General features: G+C 47.6%; 13 protein-coding genes and 1 tRNA gene. 2 read left to right on the top strand and 12 right to left on the bottom strand.

The window, feature by feature from the left end:
- Positions 1-147 precede the first annotated feature (147 nt).
- The 6 genes from ABXS75_02435 to ABXS75_02410 form a co-directional block, all read right to left on the bottom strand.
- Positions 148-2,346 (bottom strand): carbohydrate-binding domain-containing protein, encoded by a 2,199-nt coding sequence (locus tag ABXS75_02435; GenBank protein XCP85677.1) that lies wholly within the window; start codon positions 2,344-2,346, stop codon positions 148-150.
- The gene (locus tag ABXS75_02430) at positions 2,346-3,020 is read right to left on the bottom strand and encodes a DUF4956 domain-containing protein (protein XCP85676.1); all 675 of its coding nucleotides are present in this window, start codon (positions 3,018-3,020) and stop codon (positions 2,346-2,348) included. The genes ABXS75_02435 and ABXS75_02430 overlap by 1 nt, the downstream gene beginning before the upstream one ends.
- Before the next feature lie 94 nt (positions 3,021-3,114).
- Positions 3,115-3,921 (bottom strand): polyphosphate polymerase domain-containing protein, encoded by an 807-nt coding sequence (locus ABXS75_02425; GenBank protein XCP85675.1) that lies wholly within the window; start codon positions 3,919-3,921, stop codon positions 3,115-3,117.
- A 249-nt stretch (positions 3,922-4,170) separates the two neighbouring features.
- Positions 4,171-4,812 carry a 4'-phosphopantetheinyl transferase superfamily protein gene (locus tag ABXS75_02420; GenBank protein ID XCP85674.1) on the bottom strand — a complete coding sequence of 214 codons (642 nt, stop codon included), beginning with the start codon at positions 4,810-4,812 and terminating at the stop codon, positions 4,171-4,173.
- A gap of 77 nt (positions 4,813-4,889) precedes the next feature.
- Positions 4,890-6,080 (bottom strand): iron-containing alcohol dehydrogenase, encoded by a 1,191-nt coding sequence (locus tag ABXS75_02415; protein ID XCP85673.1) that lies wholly within the window; start codon positions 6,078-6,080, stop codon positions 4,890-4,892.
- A gap of 289 nt (positions 6,081-6,369) precedes the next feature.
- Positions 6,370-6,459: a putative holin-like toxin gene (locus ABXS75_02410; GenBank protein XCP85672.1), complete on the bottom strand. Its 90-nt coding sequence runs from the start codon at positions 6,457-6,459 to the stop codon at positions 6,370-6,372.
- A gap of 199 nt (positions 6,460-6,658) precedes the next feature.
- Here ABXS75_02410 and asnB point away from each other — a divergent pair, with 199 nt between their 5' ends.
- Complete coding sequence (asnB, locus tag ABXS75_02405; GenBank protein ID XCP85671.1) at positions 6,659-8,494, top strand: asparagine synthase (glutamine-hydrolyzing); 1,836 nt, start codon at positions 6,659-6,661, stop codon at positions 8,492-8,494.
- A 172-nt stretch (positions 8,495-8,666) separates the two neighbouring features.
- Here asnB and ABXS75_02400 read toward each other — a convergent pair whose 3' ends face one another.
- Both ABXS75_02400 and ABXS75_02395 read right to left on the bottom strand, forming a co-directional pair.
- Positions 8,667-9,107, bottom strand: a complete 441-nt coding sequence (locus tag ABXS75_02400) for a GNAT family N-acetyltransferase (GenBank protein XCP85670.1) — start codon at positions 9,105-9,107, stop codon at positions 8,667-8,669.
- A gap of 66 nt (positions 9,108-9,173) precedes the next feature.
- Complete coding sequence (locus tag ABXS75_02395; GenBank protein ID XCP85669.1) at positions 9,174-10,118, bottom strand: AEC family transporter; 945 nt, start codon at positions 10,116-10,118, stop codon at positions 9,174-9,176.
- Between the two features lie 300 nt (positions 10,119-10,418).
- Here ABXS75_02395 and ABXS75_02390 point away from each other — a divergent pair.
- Positions 10,419-10,493, top strand: a tRNA-Pro gene (locus ABXS75_02390).
- Between the two features lie 12 nt (positions 10,494-10,505).
- On the opposite strand, the gene ABXS75_02385 is transcribed toward ABXS75_02390, so the two are convergent.
- The 4 genes from ABXS75_02385 to ABXS75_02370 all read right to left on the bottom strand — a co-directional run bounded on the left by ABXS75_02385 (position 10,506) and on the right by ABXS75_02370 (position 15,120).
- Positions 10,506-10,727: a hypothetical protein gene (locus tag ABXS75_02385; GenBank protein ID XCP85668.1), complete on the bottom strand. Its 222-nt coding sequence runs from the start codon at positions 10,725-10,727 to the stop codon at positions 10,506-10,508.
- 366 nt (positions 10,728-11,093) lie between these two features.
- Positions 11,094-11,954: a MurR/RpiR family transcriptional regulator gene (locus ABXS75_02380; protein XCP85667.1), complete on the bottom strand. Its 861-nt coding sequence runs from the start codon at positions 11,952-11,954 to the stop codon at positions 11,094-11,096.
- Between the two features lie 16 nt (positions 11,955-11,970).
- Complete coding sequence (locus tag ABXS75_02375; GenBank protein XCP85666.1) at positions 11,971-13,356, bottom strand: M14 family zinc carboxypeptidase; 1,386 nt, start codon at positions 13,354-13,356, stop codon at positions 11,971-11,973.
- Positions 13,357-13,527: 171 nt separating this feature from the next.
- On the bottom strand, positions 13,528-15,120 hold the full coding sequence (locus ABXS75_02370; GenBank protein ID XCP85665.1) for an ABC transporter substrate-binding protein: 1,593 nt from the start codon (positions 15,118-15,120) through the stop codon (positions 13,528-13,530).
- Positions 15,121-15,163: the final 43 nt, after the last annotated feature.

Below are 15,163 nucleotides of genomic sequence, written 5' to 3'. Positions count from 1 at the left end.
ACCCCCCCCCCTCATTTTTTCAGGCCCTACACAATTTTTTTCATTAAGAGGAAGTTCTGGCAATTTTTTACTCAGGTATGCCTGGCAGAAAAAAGGGTTATGATTCAAAATCCTCTTCAAATCATAACCCTTCAATCATCTATCCTACTATTTAACCTCTGTCACAGCCTCACTCAGTTCTACCGTCTTCTCCTTCTCTCCCACACAAACAATATAACTTTCCCCTTGTTTCAATTCCGGCGACGAAATCGCGTACCACTGCGTCCGTTTCTCTGTCACAACAGACGCGATTGTTGCACCGTCCGTCGTTTTCACGGAAATCGTCGTTCCGGCCTCCACTGCCGAATCAAGCGTACCGACAAGTGAGGGCTGTGTAGAATCATCACTGGGGTTTTGCGCCATTCCCATGCTTCCCACGCCTAAGAAAACGCCTCCTATGATTTTGCAGCTTGTCGCATAATCCAGGGTTCCGTTTCCTCCGCTTGCCGGACCATGCACAGTAACCGTTCCGCCACTTAGGAGAATGTCTCCGTTCGCGTCAAGGCCATCTCCGTTCGCGTTCACATACAGAGTGCCGCCATTTACCGTCATCGTCGCGCCCTGATCTTCTCCCGCCATAAAACCGCCTCGCTTCATCTGAGGTTCGTTTCCTGCTGGAGAATCCTCCTTCTCCGCCTTTTCGTCTGACGCCTGCTGCGTTGCATCATCTTCCGGATTTTGAGCACTGTCATCGTCGCCCGCGGCATTTACCCCGTCATCTGACGCTACTACCTTGATATCGCCCGCATTTATTACAATATCAAACCCTTCCAAACCTTCATAACTCTGTGTGATATCTATCGTTCCTCCGTCAATTGTCAGGTTACGGTCCGCATGAATTCCATCATCGCCGGCCTGTATGGTAAATGCTCCATCCTCTATCGTTACATTCTGATTACTGTGCAGGCCGTCATCGTAGGAATCCAGCTCAAACTCACCTCCGGCGATCACAAGCTCCACATAGGACTTCAAAGCCTTTGTACTGACAACTCCCTCCCCATTTTCGGAGGTATCTGTATTCGTGCCGGGCGTATCATTTTTTTCCTGCAATTCTTCCTGGGGCGGATCCCCGGAAAAATCACTTTCACCCTCTGGTTTCTCTCCGCCTTGTGGTACTTCGCCTTGTGGTACTTCGCCTTCCGGCATTTCTCCTTCCGGCCTGTCCCCACCTTGTGACATCTCACCTTCCGGCTTGTTCCCATCTTGCGGCATCTCGCCTTTCGGCCCCTTTCCGCCTTGGGGTATCTCACCTTCCGGCCTGTCTCCTCCTTCCGGTTTTTCCAGTTCCAATTTGTCCCCTTCTTGCAGCATCTCTCCTTCCGGCCTCTCGCCACCCTCCGGGGCTTCGCCTTCCTTCATTTCCCCTCGCCCGTGGAATCCGTCTTCCATCATATCGCCTGTTATCACAGCCTCACCGCTTCCGCCGCCAGTTACGATATCCAGTTTCCCATCATTTACCCGCAGAAGTGTCTCCGCCTGAATCCCATCGCCTCCTGCCGTAATCTGAAAGGTACCATTTTCAATCAGCACATACCCTTTCCCGGGATCCTCTATGTTCGTCGCCTTGATGCCGTCCTCCCCGGATTCTATCGTAAAATTGCCGTCTTTTACGGACACACTGTCCTTTCCGACCACCGCATCGCCTGCTGCCTTCATCACATAAGTGCCTGCCACGAATTTTAAGTCATCCTTACTTTGCACCGCATGGTTATAATTCGCATTTACATACAAAGCTCCCTTTCCATTAAAACTCAGGTCATCTTTCGCAAAAATGGCTGCCGACGGTTCGTCCTCTCCTTCTTCGAACACATAACTTTCCCCGTCCGTGACAGTATTTTCCGTATTTTCCGCCAGCGTGATGATCAGGTTGCCGCCCTTACTGTAAATGGGCGCCGAATCCGCACAAGTAATGTCTGCGCCATTTAAAACAAGCTTCACATAGTCATTCTTATCCGCATCTACCACAATCTGCCCGTCCTTCAAACTGCCGGACAGGATATATGTTCCGGCTTTTGAAATCGTCGCCGTACTTCCCTCAATCATAACTCCATCCATGCCCGTTTCACTTACTCCAGACGCGCTGATGCGGTCTTCCTCAAGTTTCAGGGATATCGCAGCATTTTCGTCCCAGGTATCGTCCAGCTTTTCCTCACTGTACTTTCCCTCAGTAAGTGTCACCTTTGACACCGTCGCATGCCCCGACAAGTCCGATACGTACTCCTCCCCGGCCTCCTTCTGGCTGCACCCGCACAAAGTACCCAAAAGCGCCGCACACAAAAACAGGGCAATATATTTTCTTCTCGCCATCACAATTCCTCCTGTACCGTCTGCCGCCGCCCGCAGACAATCGTCAGATTCCCATTCCGGCAGCGAATCGCATCGATCATTTCTTTCTCCTGCCTCATATCCTTCAAAGTAATATGGTAATCCAGCTCATACATACTTCCGAGATTCGTCGTCTTTACCCGCAGGAGTCTGCGCCGGGAAGTATATCTTTCAAAAATATCCTCAAAAATCTCCGTGTAATCCAGATTTTCCGCGATCGTAATCCGCAGATCCTTCTCATTCTGCTTCCACTCATCGAAGGGAATTCTCTCCAAAGCCACAAACGTCGCTCCCACCACTACGGTCATCGCCGCAGCAAAGGACAAAAATCCGGTTCCCGTCGCAAGCCCGATCGCCATCGCGAAGAAAATAGCCGCAATCTCCTTGGAAGTCCCCGGCGCCGACCGAAAGCGCACCAGGCTAAATGTTCCCAGCACCGCCACGCTCGTTCCCAGATTACCGTTTACCAACATAATCACCATCTGCACCAACACCGGAAGCAGCACCAGCGTGATCATAAAATTCTTACTGCACGTCCCCTGACTCCGGTAAATGACTGCGATCACCAGCCCCAAAAGTAAAGATACGCCCGCACAGAGCAGTGCGTTCTGCATCGTCAAACTTCCCTCTACATTTCCCAAAACACTCGTAAACATCTTCTTATCTCCTTACTCTTTTCCTTATTTTATCATCTCATGCTACGCAAGCTGCCGTAAACTTTGGCTCCTTGGCCTCACTACTCTTTCCTGATCACACGGCCTGCATTTCCATCTGCACTTTCGCAGAAATTTCCGACTGTGTTTCCGCCTGCACTTCCGTTCGCATTTCGGCCTGCATTTTTACCCGTTCTTCCATATCCAGGCAAATTTCACCGGCCATCAAAGCCTTCGCGTACACCGCCCCATATTTAGAAAATGAGACCGGATAAATCTGAAGCTCACATAACAGATCTGCCAGCCACAGTGGATATGCCGTATCCACTTTAATCTCCATCAAATATTCTCCCGGACTCAGTAAAGTACATTCCCCGTCATAGGAAAGCTCCAGATGGTGGCGGCGGCTGCGGATATTCCTGTCTATCGTGATCCGCAGTTCGGCCTCCTCATCTCCCTGATAGGCCACCCGGTCATAAGCAAGATATACCCTCGGAAATGGCTTGTGAAACTTCATAAAATAATCAATCTCCCTCATGATCTGATTGTCATTATCCGGCAGGATTCCCCGCTCCAGATAAGCCTTTGCTTCCCCAAATGGCAGCTCCGTCCGGCGTTTATATACCACGCCATTATACTTTTTCTTAATTTCCAGGAATACCGGACTGTTCTCCCTGATCTCGCCATATCCGCGCAGCCGGAATTTTTCTTTATATTTCGGCTTCTCAATAGAGCTTCGGATCAGCTCGTAGTCCTGCGTATCATAATAAATATTGCGGATCGTGTGAAGTCCGTATTTGTCTGCATGAATTTTCCCTTCCGCCGCATTTAGAAATGCTTCATACTGCTTTCGGTTCATTCTATATTTCTTCTCGACCCGTTCAAATACACTTTGATTTCCCATGTGACTCCCTCCTGGCATAACGTTCGGCAAATCCCTATACCAACCACGCAGTAGGGTTATTTGCGATGCGCTTTACTGGCATTATTCTATAAATAAAATGTGGGAAAAATATGGTGGAAATGTGAAAAAACAGTGAAAGGACATTTCGGATTTTCCCTGTCCTTACACTGTTTTTTACTCTTTTTCCGTATAGCGTTTTAATCTCCGCTGCAAACCATTTTCACGAAATCAACTGTACTTTTGCACATTCTATGCCCATGGCAGCTCACAAATTTCAAGGCTTCCGGCAAACCGTTCACAGGTAGAGCACACTGCAATCCGTGCGCCCTCTATCTCATATTCTTTAAAGAAATAAGACTCCGCCACTTCCTTTGGCTGCCAGGTCAGATAAGGCCTCCCCTCTTCGTCGAACGCGAACCGGAAGCTGTCAAGTTTCATGGCAAGTCCCCGCCTGGTCGCCTTGATAAAGCTTTCTTTCAACACCCAATACCTGTAGAACCAATCAGTCCGGAGCATTTCTTCCTGTTTCATGAGATGCCGATATTCTTCCCCGTCAAAAAATCTTCGCGCGACAGCCTCACGGAAGGTCTTCATCCTCTCTACGTCGCAGCCCACCTTCGCCCCAGCGGGTCCCACACTGCAGAGTGCGTATTCTCCGGAGTGCGACAAATTACATGCCGCCTCCTCGATCTGTCCGTACCGCTCCTTAGCCAGCATGCGCAGATACCACGCCCCAACACTCCTTGGCCGATCCTCGGCAAAATGCAGTCTGTCCGCCTTCGCTTTTCGAAAATCAGGCATTTTATCATAAAGTCTGTCATACTTCGCTTTGTCCAAAAGAGGCGTCACGTTCATTACCAGCGTATGCACCTCGTTCAGTTCTCGGGGCATCTTTCCATCCTCCTGGAATTATATTTTTCGCTCATCATATCTTGCCGGGGGCAATTCTTTGCATTCCTATCTGTACATCAGTTCCTCTTATACTGCGCCGCAATCCGGTAGATCGCCTCCGCATCCTTTGTGCCCAGCTTCATATAACCGCCGATGGTTCCATTTTCCCCAAGCCCCAGATGCTCTGCCAGCTTCGGAATATCCTCTTCTTTCGCACCCAGCTCTTCAAAATTGCCCGGCATTCCAATGGAATCAAGAAACGCCCTGAATCTTTCGATTCCTTCCCGCGCTGTACGCATTGGATCCGCAAAATTCATATCACAGCCCCACACTCTTACAGCGAACTGCACCGCTCTGTCCACACTGTGATTTTCCATTACATACTCCATCCATGCCGGCATCATCACCGCAAGCCCGGCTCCGTGCGCCACGTCGTACAGGGACGACAGCTCGTGTTCCAGCGTATGGCTTCCCCAATCCTGCGTGCGTCCCACACCGCAGATATTATTATGCGCCACCATTCCGGACCACATGATATTTGCCCGCGCCTCATAATCATTCGGATTTGCCATTACCTTCGGCGCCTCTTCGATCATCGCCTTCAAAATCCCTTCACAAAGACGGTCGGTGATCTCCACATCCTTCGTATTGGTAAAATACCGTTCACACACATGCGCCATGATGTCCGTAATCCCGCAAGCCGTCTGATACGCCGGGAGTGTGCAGGTATTTGCCGGATTTAAAATGGAGAATTTCGGGCGCAGGGCCTCTCCTGCAGCTGCCCATTTCAGCATGCCATTTTCGTGTGTGATCACAGAATCCCCGCTTCCCTCACTTCCAGCTGCCGCGATTGTAAGCACCGTTCCGATTGGAAGCGCCACATCCACCGTTTTATCCGTCGAATAATAATCCCAAAAGTCTCCGTCATACACGACGCCCGCTGCGATCGCCTTTGCCGAATCAATGGTACTTCCCCCGCCTACCGCAAGAATAAAGTCCACATTTTCCTTCCTGCAAAGCTCAATTCCCTCATATACCAGCCCACTGAGCGGATTCGGATGCACCCCGCCCAGCTCTACATACGGAAGCTGCGCCGCCTTAAGGGACGCGGTTACCCTGTCCAGCACCCCGTTTCGTTTCACGGAGCCTCCGCCATAATGGATCATCACCTTGCTTCCGCCGAACCGCCTCACAAGCTCACCGATGTGCTCCTCCCCGTCTTTTCCAAAATAAAAATATGTGGGTGAATAAAATGTAAAATCCTGCATTTTTCCATTCCTCCTTTTTGACAAATGTCTGATATACCCTTTTATCATAAAACATTTTTGAACATAAGGCAAAATGAATTTTTTGAATCATCCCAAGGCTGCCCCTTGCATTTTCAAAAATCCCGATATATAATAATCATATAAAAAGAGCGCCGCCCACAAGGTGGAAGCCCTCATTATAAGTTTATATGTCCTTACGGACACTGCCTATCCTGTGGGCTGACAGGGTAGGCATTTTTATTTTCGCTTATTATACCCAAAGGGCATCCCGTATGGCCATTCGGCCGTTTCACAAGGTATGTCTATCGACATAGGTCAGCAATGCGACCAGGAACGTACCGCCCAGAAATAATAAACTCAGGACCTCATATGTACCCATTCACACCACCTCCCTTCTTCTGCAAGTTGGGAGGGCCCGCCCTGTACACGGTGCTCATGAACAGATTATAGCACTACCACTATCCCTTTACAACCAGGCGATTCAAATTCTCCCCCTTTCCGGCTTGGCAATTCTGGGTATACTATGCTATAATACCGACATGTATTAAATCACCTATTCGAGAAAGGACGTATAACTTATGTGTGGATTTGCAGGCTACTACGGTAAAGGCGACTTCAATAGAGAAGAAATCATCGACAAGATGGGCGAACTCATCGCTCACCGCGGCCCGGACAGCAAAGGCAGCTTTGTAGATGATTATGTGGTTCTGGGCTTCAGACGCCTCAGCATCATCGACCTGGCAGGCGGCGACCAGCCCATTCACAGCGCCGATGGAAAGCATGTTATTATATTCAACGGAGAAATTTACAATTTCAAAGAGATCAGACAGGACCTGATCGATAATCACGGATGTACATTCCAGACGAATTCCGACACGGAGGTCATTCTCCAGACCTACAAGACCTACGGAGAAAAGACGGCATCCATGCTGCGCGGAATGTTCGCATTCGTCATTTATGACAAAGAAAAACACACCCTCTACGGGGCAAGGGATTACTTCGGAATCAAACCGTTCTACTATGCACAGATGAATGGAAGTCTTCTCTTCGGCTCCGAGATCAAATCCTTCCTTGCACATCCTCATTTTCATAAGGAAGTCAACAAGGACGCACTGAAGATGTACCTGATCTTCCAGTATACCCCGCTTTTGGAGACCATGTTCAAGGGCGTATTCAAGCTGGATCCGGGAACGTACTTCACCTACGACGGAACCGAATTTAAAACTGCCAAATATTTTGATCCTACCTACGACAAGGAAAACCGCAGCTTCGATGAGACGGTGAAATTAATCGGCGAGACCATTCAGGAGTCCGTGGACTACCACCAGATCAGCGACGTGGAGGTTGGTTCCTTCCTGTCCGGCGGCGTAGATTCCAGCTATATTGCTTCGACGGTAAAACCGATGAAGACCTACTCTGTAGGCTTCGAGGTCGGCGGCTTCGACGAGACCACCTATTCCAAGGACCTCTGCGATATCCTGCACATGTCCAATGCAAAGAAGGAGATCTCTTCCGACGAATTCTTCGATGCACTGCCCTATGTACAGTACCACTCCGACGAGCCTCACGCCAATCTGTCCGCTGTGCCGCTGTACTATCTGGCTCAGCTCGCAGCTAAGGATGTCAAGGTCGTACTTAGCGGTGAGGGCGCTGATGAGATGTTCGGCGGCTACGACACCTACAAGCCCAGCCGGTCCGGTGATTTCTACCGCGCCATTGTTCCGGCAGGACTTCGCAAAAAGCTCGGCGACTGGGCGGCCAGCAAGCCGGGACACAGAGGTCTGAATTTCCTCAAGCGAAACGCGACCTCCGTGGAGGAATCCTACATCGGCCAGGCGTTTATCATGGATAACGAGGAGGCAAATGAAGTCCTCGCTCCAAATTATAAGAGTGATCTCAGATATCAGGACGTGACAAAACCATATTTCGACCGGGTAAAAGACCTGGATGACCTGCACAAGAAACTATTTTTGGACATGCATCTCTGGCTGCCTCACGACATTCTGCTAAAGGCAGATAAGATGACGATGGCTCACTCCCTGGAGCTTCGCGTACCTTACCTGGACAAGGAAGTATGGAAGCTGGCACGCAGTATCGACAGCAAATATTGCGTGGAAGGAGAAGAGACCAAGAAAGCATTCCGTACCTCTGCCCTCTCCCATATTCCGATGGACTGGGCAAAGAGAAAGAAACTCGGGTTTTTGGTTCCGTTCCGTGTATGGCTCCGCGAGGATAAATATTACAACAGAGTCAAAGAGATGTTCCAGAAGGACTTCGTCTCCGAATTCTTCGACCGGGATATTCTCATGAAATGGCTGGAAGACCACAAGAATAAGGTTGGCAATTTCCACCGGAAGATTTACACCGTGTATTCCTTCCTTCTGTGGTATGAGCAATATTTTGTACTGAGATAGTGTCACCCCCCCCCAATATCCGCTGGGCCTTCACTCAACTTAGTAAACAAAACTTCTTTCATTCAATATGCTTAATAACAATCCCAGGACCTGCCGAGAAGGTAAGCCCTGGGATTTATTTTCCATCCATTATTTTTTCATACCTATTATGGTCTATTGAACAAAATCATAACTAAAGCACTTTTTTCATTTCCATATAAGGAAGCACATCAAACCCATTCTTCCTGTACACATGGACCGCCCGCTCATTTTCCTCTTCTACCTCCAGACGCAGAATTGCCTCCGGATATTTTTCTTCCATATATGCAAAGAACCGCGTGCCGATTCCCTTCCCCCGATATTCCGGTTTAAAATACAGATCCTCGATCCAGATGCACTGCCTGCCAAACTCCGTAGAAAAACTTTTTGCCACCATACCATAACCGAGAATCGCATCATTTTCACAAAAAACATACCCCTCCAAATATGGATTGTCATTCACACAATTCTCCACATCATTTCGGAAAATTTCCTCCGTACCATTGGTAAATACGGCCGGCGATGCGTAAAAAATCCGCATCATTTCCAGAACCTCTTCTGTGTGTACCTGTGTCATCTGTTTAATCTCTACCATAAAAACCTCTCCTATCATCTTATAATTTTACTGTATAAAAGCCTCCCATCCAGTCCGCCTCAAGTGCTACACCAGCCCCATACTCCGCAAGATATAAAGCCACCCCGTCAATGTAAATGCACTGAACATCGTGGTGAGCATGACAACGCTCGATGTCAGCACTCCTTCATGCCCCATATTCTTTGCCATGACAAAACAGCTTACCGTCGTCGCCGATCCCAGCATGACCAAAATCGCCACCAGCTCTTCGCGCCTGAATCCCAGACGCACCGCAACAGGCAGGAAAATAATCCCGAATCCTACCAATTTAATGAACGCGGCCGTCACCGCCGGCTTCACTTTTGCAAATGCCTTACTGATGTCAAATGTAGCGCCCATTGCCATAAGCCCCATCGGGGAAGCCACCGCTCCCAGGCTTGATACCGTCTTTTCCATAATATGCGGCATCGGAATCCCAAGCGCCGACCATAAAAGTCCTGCTGCAATTCCAATAATGATCGGATTCGTAGCAATCCCTTTCAGCGTCTTTTTCAACACCACCGCATCAATCCCTTTCGCTTCCGGCTGAAAAAATGACAACAAGACGACCGCCATCACGTTATAAAGCGGCACACTTCCAATGATCATAAGCGGCGCCATTCCTGCATTTCCATAAATATTTTGAATAAATGCAATTCCCAAAAGCGCCGCGCTGCTCCGATAGGACGCCTGAATAAATTCTCCCCGTACCGATCTGTCCCTCCATAAACAGGACACCGCCGCCGCGATCGCAATACTCAGCACCGTCACGCAAAAACAGAACAGCACAAACTTCGCATCCCACGCCTTCGCAAAATCCACCGTCGCCAGATCTTCAAACACCAGCAGCGGGAGCGGCACCATGAACACAAACTTATTCATCTTAGAGGCAAACACCTCATCGATCCACCCTATTTTACGAAACAACAGCCCCAGCAGCATCATAAGAAATACCGGGACTGTCGCATTTAAACTAAATATCAGATTTTCCATCCCTCATCATCCTTTGGCATTTTCTTTTTCCTCTCCATTTTGCATGATTTCGTAAATACTGTCAAGAGCGTAGGGTAACCTCTGCTTTTCCAAACAAGGTCCACCGGACGCTCACTCAGGTATGTACGGCAGCCAAAATAAGGTCCACCGGCCCTTATATACTTGGCAGCTCAAATGCAGGATTCCCTGTATCAAAAATGGCCTCCAGAAAAATACTTAAAAAAAAGTACTAAAAAAATTACCAGTTCACAAAAATAATGATTGAGATTTTATCATACTTATATTATAATAGAAAGGTATCGGGGTGTGGCTCAGTTTGGTTAGAGCGCACGGCTGGGGGCCGTGAGGTCGCAGGTTCGAATCCTGTCACCCCGATTTTGCCCGTGGTTACGGGCTTTTTTCAATTACAGACAGGAACATCTGCTTTACCCGCTGTTCACCAATCTGCTCCCCTATCTTCCTCCCTCGTTCCTCTGCACTTTCCATCTGCGAATTATAATCCTTAAGCGCCCTCTCCCGCGCTTCATATTCCAGTCGTTTCTGCTCGTCTGTACTTAATGTCAGCAAGGTATTGTAAGCCTCGTTTAGATACTCATCTCTCTTATCCATATCCTCGAACTCCTTCTTACTCCTACCGTTCAAGAAACGCATCCATTGTATCACCTTTTTCCTCTTTCCTGCAATCTCACGGAAATCCCTGGCGGAAACGCCTTGACATTTTATACAGATTGCCTTCAGGTACTTATTCATAAACTCTGAAGACGCTTTCGATAAATCAGATTTCCAACGAAAACTGAGTTTATTATAATTGATGTATGACAAAAATGCAACCCGGAAACTTTCACAAAATATTTTGCCTCTCTTCCTCTTAAAAATATACAAAAGGCAGGAACTCCCCCGATTTATTCAGGGTTTCCTGCCTTTGTGCACATTTTTGCAAAACCATCATAATCGGCTCTGCCATATTAATTCATACTATTCGAACAACTCGCTAAATTTATCCATCACCGAGTTACCCTTATTCCGATAACTTGCCATAATCTCCACTGCCGAGGCCAGCATATTCAAAAGAGCCAGCACGCTGGATGGCGTATTCAAAAACAGTCTGGTATTGCAAGGCGCCATTAAAGTATAGTCGCAGTTCGACACCAGCAACTCATTTTCTTCGCCCATGATTCCAAGTATATGGCATCCCTCTTTTTTAGCAAATTCCACAACCCGATCCGTCATAAAATAATAATCCGGCAGAGAGATTGCGGTCACCAGAGTATCTTTGTCCAACAAGAGCAACATCCGGCCTATCTCATCATTTAATTCCGTATCCAGCACCACCGCAGGCACGCCGGAATTAATTAGACGTACAGTCAGAAAGTCTCCCAACATCCTGGATACTCCCCGGCCGCATATCACTACACGTTTATGCGCAAGAATCGCTTCCGCTATTTCGAAAAGCCTTTCCATATCCAGATTCTTAACCATGGCGTTCATCTGCGCACTTTCTTCCTCGCAAATGCTCTGAAGCAACTGCTTTTGGTCTTCCATCTCATAGGGCGGAATATAGGTAGATATGCACTCCTTCTCCCTATAAAGGTCTTCCCGCTCCCGCATACTTAAGTATTTTCTGATCTCATACTTCATCTCATTAAAACTGGAATATCCCAATGCTATGCAGGTATTCAGGACCGTCACAGGGGTAATATTCGTCTCTTTACTAAGTTCCCGCAGAGTAAGAAATGCCATACGCCCGGTATTCTCCAATATATAATCAGCCAGTTGTTTCTGCTTTCGTGTAAGATTTGGATATTTTTCTTTTATTGTAGTTATAATGTCGCCCATGTTTCCCTTTCTACTTCTATTTTTTCAGATATTCTGCCATCAGCAGACCGCACTCCAGCTGAATGGATACCAGCTTGCGGATCGGCACTACCTGATAGTGAATCTCTTCCTCTAATTCATCTGCCAGCTCTTTATGGGCCTTCACTGCAATATCAAAGGCCTTCTTAAATGCCGCCTCTTTCTCTTCATTCTGCTCGCCTTTTTCCTTCATAGCTTCCAGTTCAGACTCATTTGCACGAATCAGCATACCATAACTTAAGAGCTTATAGAATTTGGAGATAAGCTGGTTATCAAACTTTTCTGCTACGGTCGCAGTTTTGTGGTACTCTTCATTTTCCTCGATCATTTTCTTCGTAGCTTCCAGCTCGCTTCCTTCTGAAAATGCATTAAGAGCCAAAAGGAAAGGATTCTCTTTATCCATATACTGTCTGGAAATATCCAAAGTACTTCTGACAAACTTGTTGGATTCCTCGCCCCAGATTAATTTCTCCAGGACCACATCCTTTCTGGATACATCCGACTCAGACAGATCATTGATCCGCTCGTCAAAGAAATAAGGAAGCTCAGTCAGCAAAGTAAACGCATCACATACTTCTTTTCCGTAGTCTGCACTGCAGGTTCCACAGTTAATAGCTTTGGACATATCCTCCAGCCCGCCATACTGCTCCATATAATCATAATCCTGACGGATACCAAGGCTCTGATAGATCGCAGGTGCCCATGCCACACAGTACGGAGCTTCCGGTTCGCCCAAATTCAGCGGTACTTCCTGTTTCTTGGCAGCCTGATGCATCTCTTCGTAAATTTCCGGCGTCTTTCTTGTCAAATACCAGTATACACCGCCGAACCCTGCATTGTGAAGTGAGTAAATAAACTCCGGGCGAATCTTATCAATCAGTTCCATCATCGCCTTCGTCTCCGGGATGGTGTCATGGAAATGAAGTTCCTTATAATCGATCGGGAAGGTCCAGTCCACCTGCTTATATCCTGCCGGGCGGAAGAAGTTTCTGGAGTAATTATAAAGTGTGAACGGTCCCTTCAGCCATTTCTCATTCAGGCGGTATCCGTCAGTATCCCATGCCTTTACCACATACCATGTATAGTCAAGCTCATTGCGAAGTTCCTCGCTTTCAGCTAATTTTTCTGTAAAATATTCCAGCATCATGGTTCCGATCGGTTCATTTGGGTGAGGGCATCCAAACATCAATGCCGTATGGGAACCATTTCCAATCTTCAAACAATTAAGAGGCTCTCCTGCCCGGGTTCTGCCGATCTCAAACATGCTCACACACTCCGGATGCGCCTCTGCCAGCTTTCTGGAATGCTCCTCCATCTCATCTACCGTGTAGAACACTTTATACTCCGGGATATCTTTAATTAATTTTTCGTAAATAGCTTTCATTTCCTAGTCTCCTCTCATCTAACCATTTTAAGTCGAGACGAACGTCCACTGGACATTCGCCCGGGTATACTTGACAACAAAAGGGACAGGTACATGTCCCGCCCCTTTTTGCTTCATTGCATTTTGAAAAAGCCCGACGGACCCTTCCTTCATTTTGAAATTAAACAGGTTTTATTTTGCAAGCTCAGTATAGCCATAGTTTGCCCATGCCCATTTGCCTTCGCCATCACTCGGAAGGTTGATAAAGCGTGTGCTGTTTGCTTCCGGTCCTGCAAAGCTTACAACGTTTACATACGGAAGTTCTTCTGCAAGAATCTTCTGAGCTTCCTTGTAGTATCCTGCACGTTCATCCTGATTGCCGGTCGCTACACCTTTTGCCAGAAGCTCATCAACCTGTGCATTGCTGTATCCGCCAACGTTACCTGAACTATCGGTTCCAATTCTGTTTGTAAGAGCTACCGGGTCTGGTCCCATGAATCCTCCCTGAAACTCGATCTGGAAATTTCTCTCAACAAAAATCTTCTGATCCCATGCATTGTATTCCTGAACATTGAGTTCAATGCCGATTCCGGCTTCCTTCAAAGTAGCCTGGATAAGTTTTGCACTGTCCGGATATCCACTTCCTTCAAATACATCCAGAACAAGTCCTGTTACATACATACCGTCTGCATCTGCCTTATAGCCTGCATCTTCCAGAATCTTTCTTGCTTCGTCGATATTAAAGGACGGTGCCACATCCTCAGTATTTGCTGCCCATGTAACCTGAGACGGATACATACAGTATTCCGGCTTCTGTACGCCACTGAATACCTTCTCAGAGATCTCATCACGATCGATTGCAGTTGCGATTGCTTTACGGAGTGCAAGATCCCCTACCTTTTCATCATTCATGTTGAAAACCAAACGCATAGGTGACGGGTATTCATTATACATGATACGAACGCTGTCGTCATTTTTAAGTTCTTCCGCTGAAGCTGTCGGCATATTCTCAAAGAAATCAATCTCACCATTCTTGAGTGCCTGAATTGCAGTCGCCTCATCAGGAATGATAGAGAAGATCAATTTATCCAATTTTGCCGGTTCCGGGAAGTCCGGATTCCTAACAAGTGTTACACTCTCGCCCTGTTTGTACTCCTCCAGCTTGAACGGTCCACAGGATACCGGCTCCATATTTGCCGGATTGTCTTCCCACGGCTCACCGTTGTTGTAAACGTGCTCCGGAAGAATAAAGGTTCCATACCATCCAAGAATCGACGCTAAAGATGCGTCTGGCTTAGACAGTTTAAAGATTACAGTGTAGTCATCCGGTGTCTCAATGGAAGAAACACCTGCCAAACTTGAGCTGAAGTAATAGCTCGGTGTTGCCTTGATCGTATCGAACGTATATTTTACGTCCTCACTGGTAAGTGCCTCGCCGTCTGTCCACTTCAGATCCTGACGTAATTTAAAGGTCAGCTCTGTTGCACCGTCATTGTAGCTCCATGATTCAGCAGCCTCCGGAACCAGATTCTGCTTGCTTACATCCAGGCCACAGAGTCTCAGATAAATATTCTGAGCAATCGGATATCCATTATCGTCACCAACCATATCCGGGTTAAAGGAAATCGGGTCACCTACAGCACGAACAATAAACGTTCCGCCGCCGCCTCCTTCTGCTTCCTGTCCGCCTTTGGCATCGTCACTCTTCTCCTTATTTCCGCAACCGCCGAGAATCGTGGTCACGCTAAGGAGAGCTGCCAAAAGCAATGCTAGTTTCTTTTTCATACTTTGTTACCTCCTTTTGAGTTTTATATCTAAACAGGTCCTT

Source organism: Roseburia hominis, assembly GCA_040702975.1.
GTDB lineage: Bacteria > Bacillota > Clostridia > Lachnospirales > Lachnospiraceae > Allocoprococcus > Allocoprococcus hominis_A.
Note: the sequence above shows the minus strand (reverse complement) of the source record. Positions and strands in the feature narration are given on the sequence as shown.

What these genes read in the sequence shown, in the direction of transcription:
- ABXS75_02430 (XCP85676.1), bottom strand. Translation starts at nt 3,020, where the DNA reads ATGTTTACGAGTGTTTTGGGAAATGTAGAGGGAAGTTTGACGATGCAG.
- ABXS75_02410 (XCP85672.1), bottom strand. Translation starts at nt 6,459, where the DNA reads ATGGGTACATATGAGGTCCTGAGTTTATTATTTCTGGGCGGTACGTTC.
- ABXS75_02375 (XCP85666.1), bottom strand. Translation starts at nt 13,356, where the DNA reads ATGAAAGCTATTTACGAAAAATTAATTAAAGATATCCCGGAGTATAAA.
- ABXS75_02400 (XCP85670.1), bottom strand. Translation starts at nt 9,107, where the DNA reads ATGGTAGAGATTAAACAGATGACACAGGTACACACAGAAGAGGTTCTG.
- ABXS75_02420 (XCP85674.1), bottom strand. Translation starts at nt 4,812, where the DNA reads ATGCCCCGAGAACTGAACGAGGTGCATACGCTGGTAATGAACGTGACG.
- ABXS75_02370 (XCP85665.1), bottom strand. Translation starts at nt 15,120, where the DNA reads ATGAAAAAGAAACTAGCATTGCTTTTGGCAGCTCTCCTTAGCGTGACC.
- ABXS75_02380 (XCP85667.1), bottom strand. Translation starts at nt 11,954, where the DNA reads ATGGGCGACATTATAACTACAATAAAAGAAAAATATCCAAATCTTACA.
- ABXS75_02415 (XCP85673.1), bottom strand. Translation starts at nt 6,080, where the DNA reads ATGCAGGATTTTACATTTTATTCACCCACATATTTTTATTTTGGAAAA.
- asnB (XCP85671.1), top strand. Translation starts at nt 6,659, where the DNA reads ATGTGTGGATTTGCAGGCTACTACGGTAAAGGCGACTTCAATAGAGAA.
- ABXS75_02425 (XCP85675.1), bottom strand. Translation starts at nt 3,921, where the DNA reads ATGGGAAATCAAAGTGTATTTGAACGGGTCGAGAAGAAATATAGAATG.
- ABXS75_02385 (XCP85668.1), bottom strand. Translation starts at nt 10,727, where the DNA reads ATGGATAAGAGAGATGAGTATCTAAACGAGGCTTACAATACCTTGCTG.
- ABXS75_02435 (XCP85677.1), bottom strand. Translation starts at nt 2,346, where the DNA reads ATGGCGAGAAGAAAATATATTGCCCTGTTTTTGTGTGCGGCGCTTTTG.
- ABXS75_02395 (XCP85669.1), bottom strand. Translation starts at nt 10,118, where the DNA reads ATGGAAAATCTGATATTTAGTTTAAATGCGACAGTCCCGGTATTTCTT.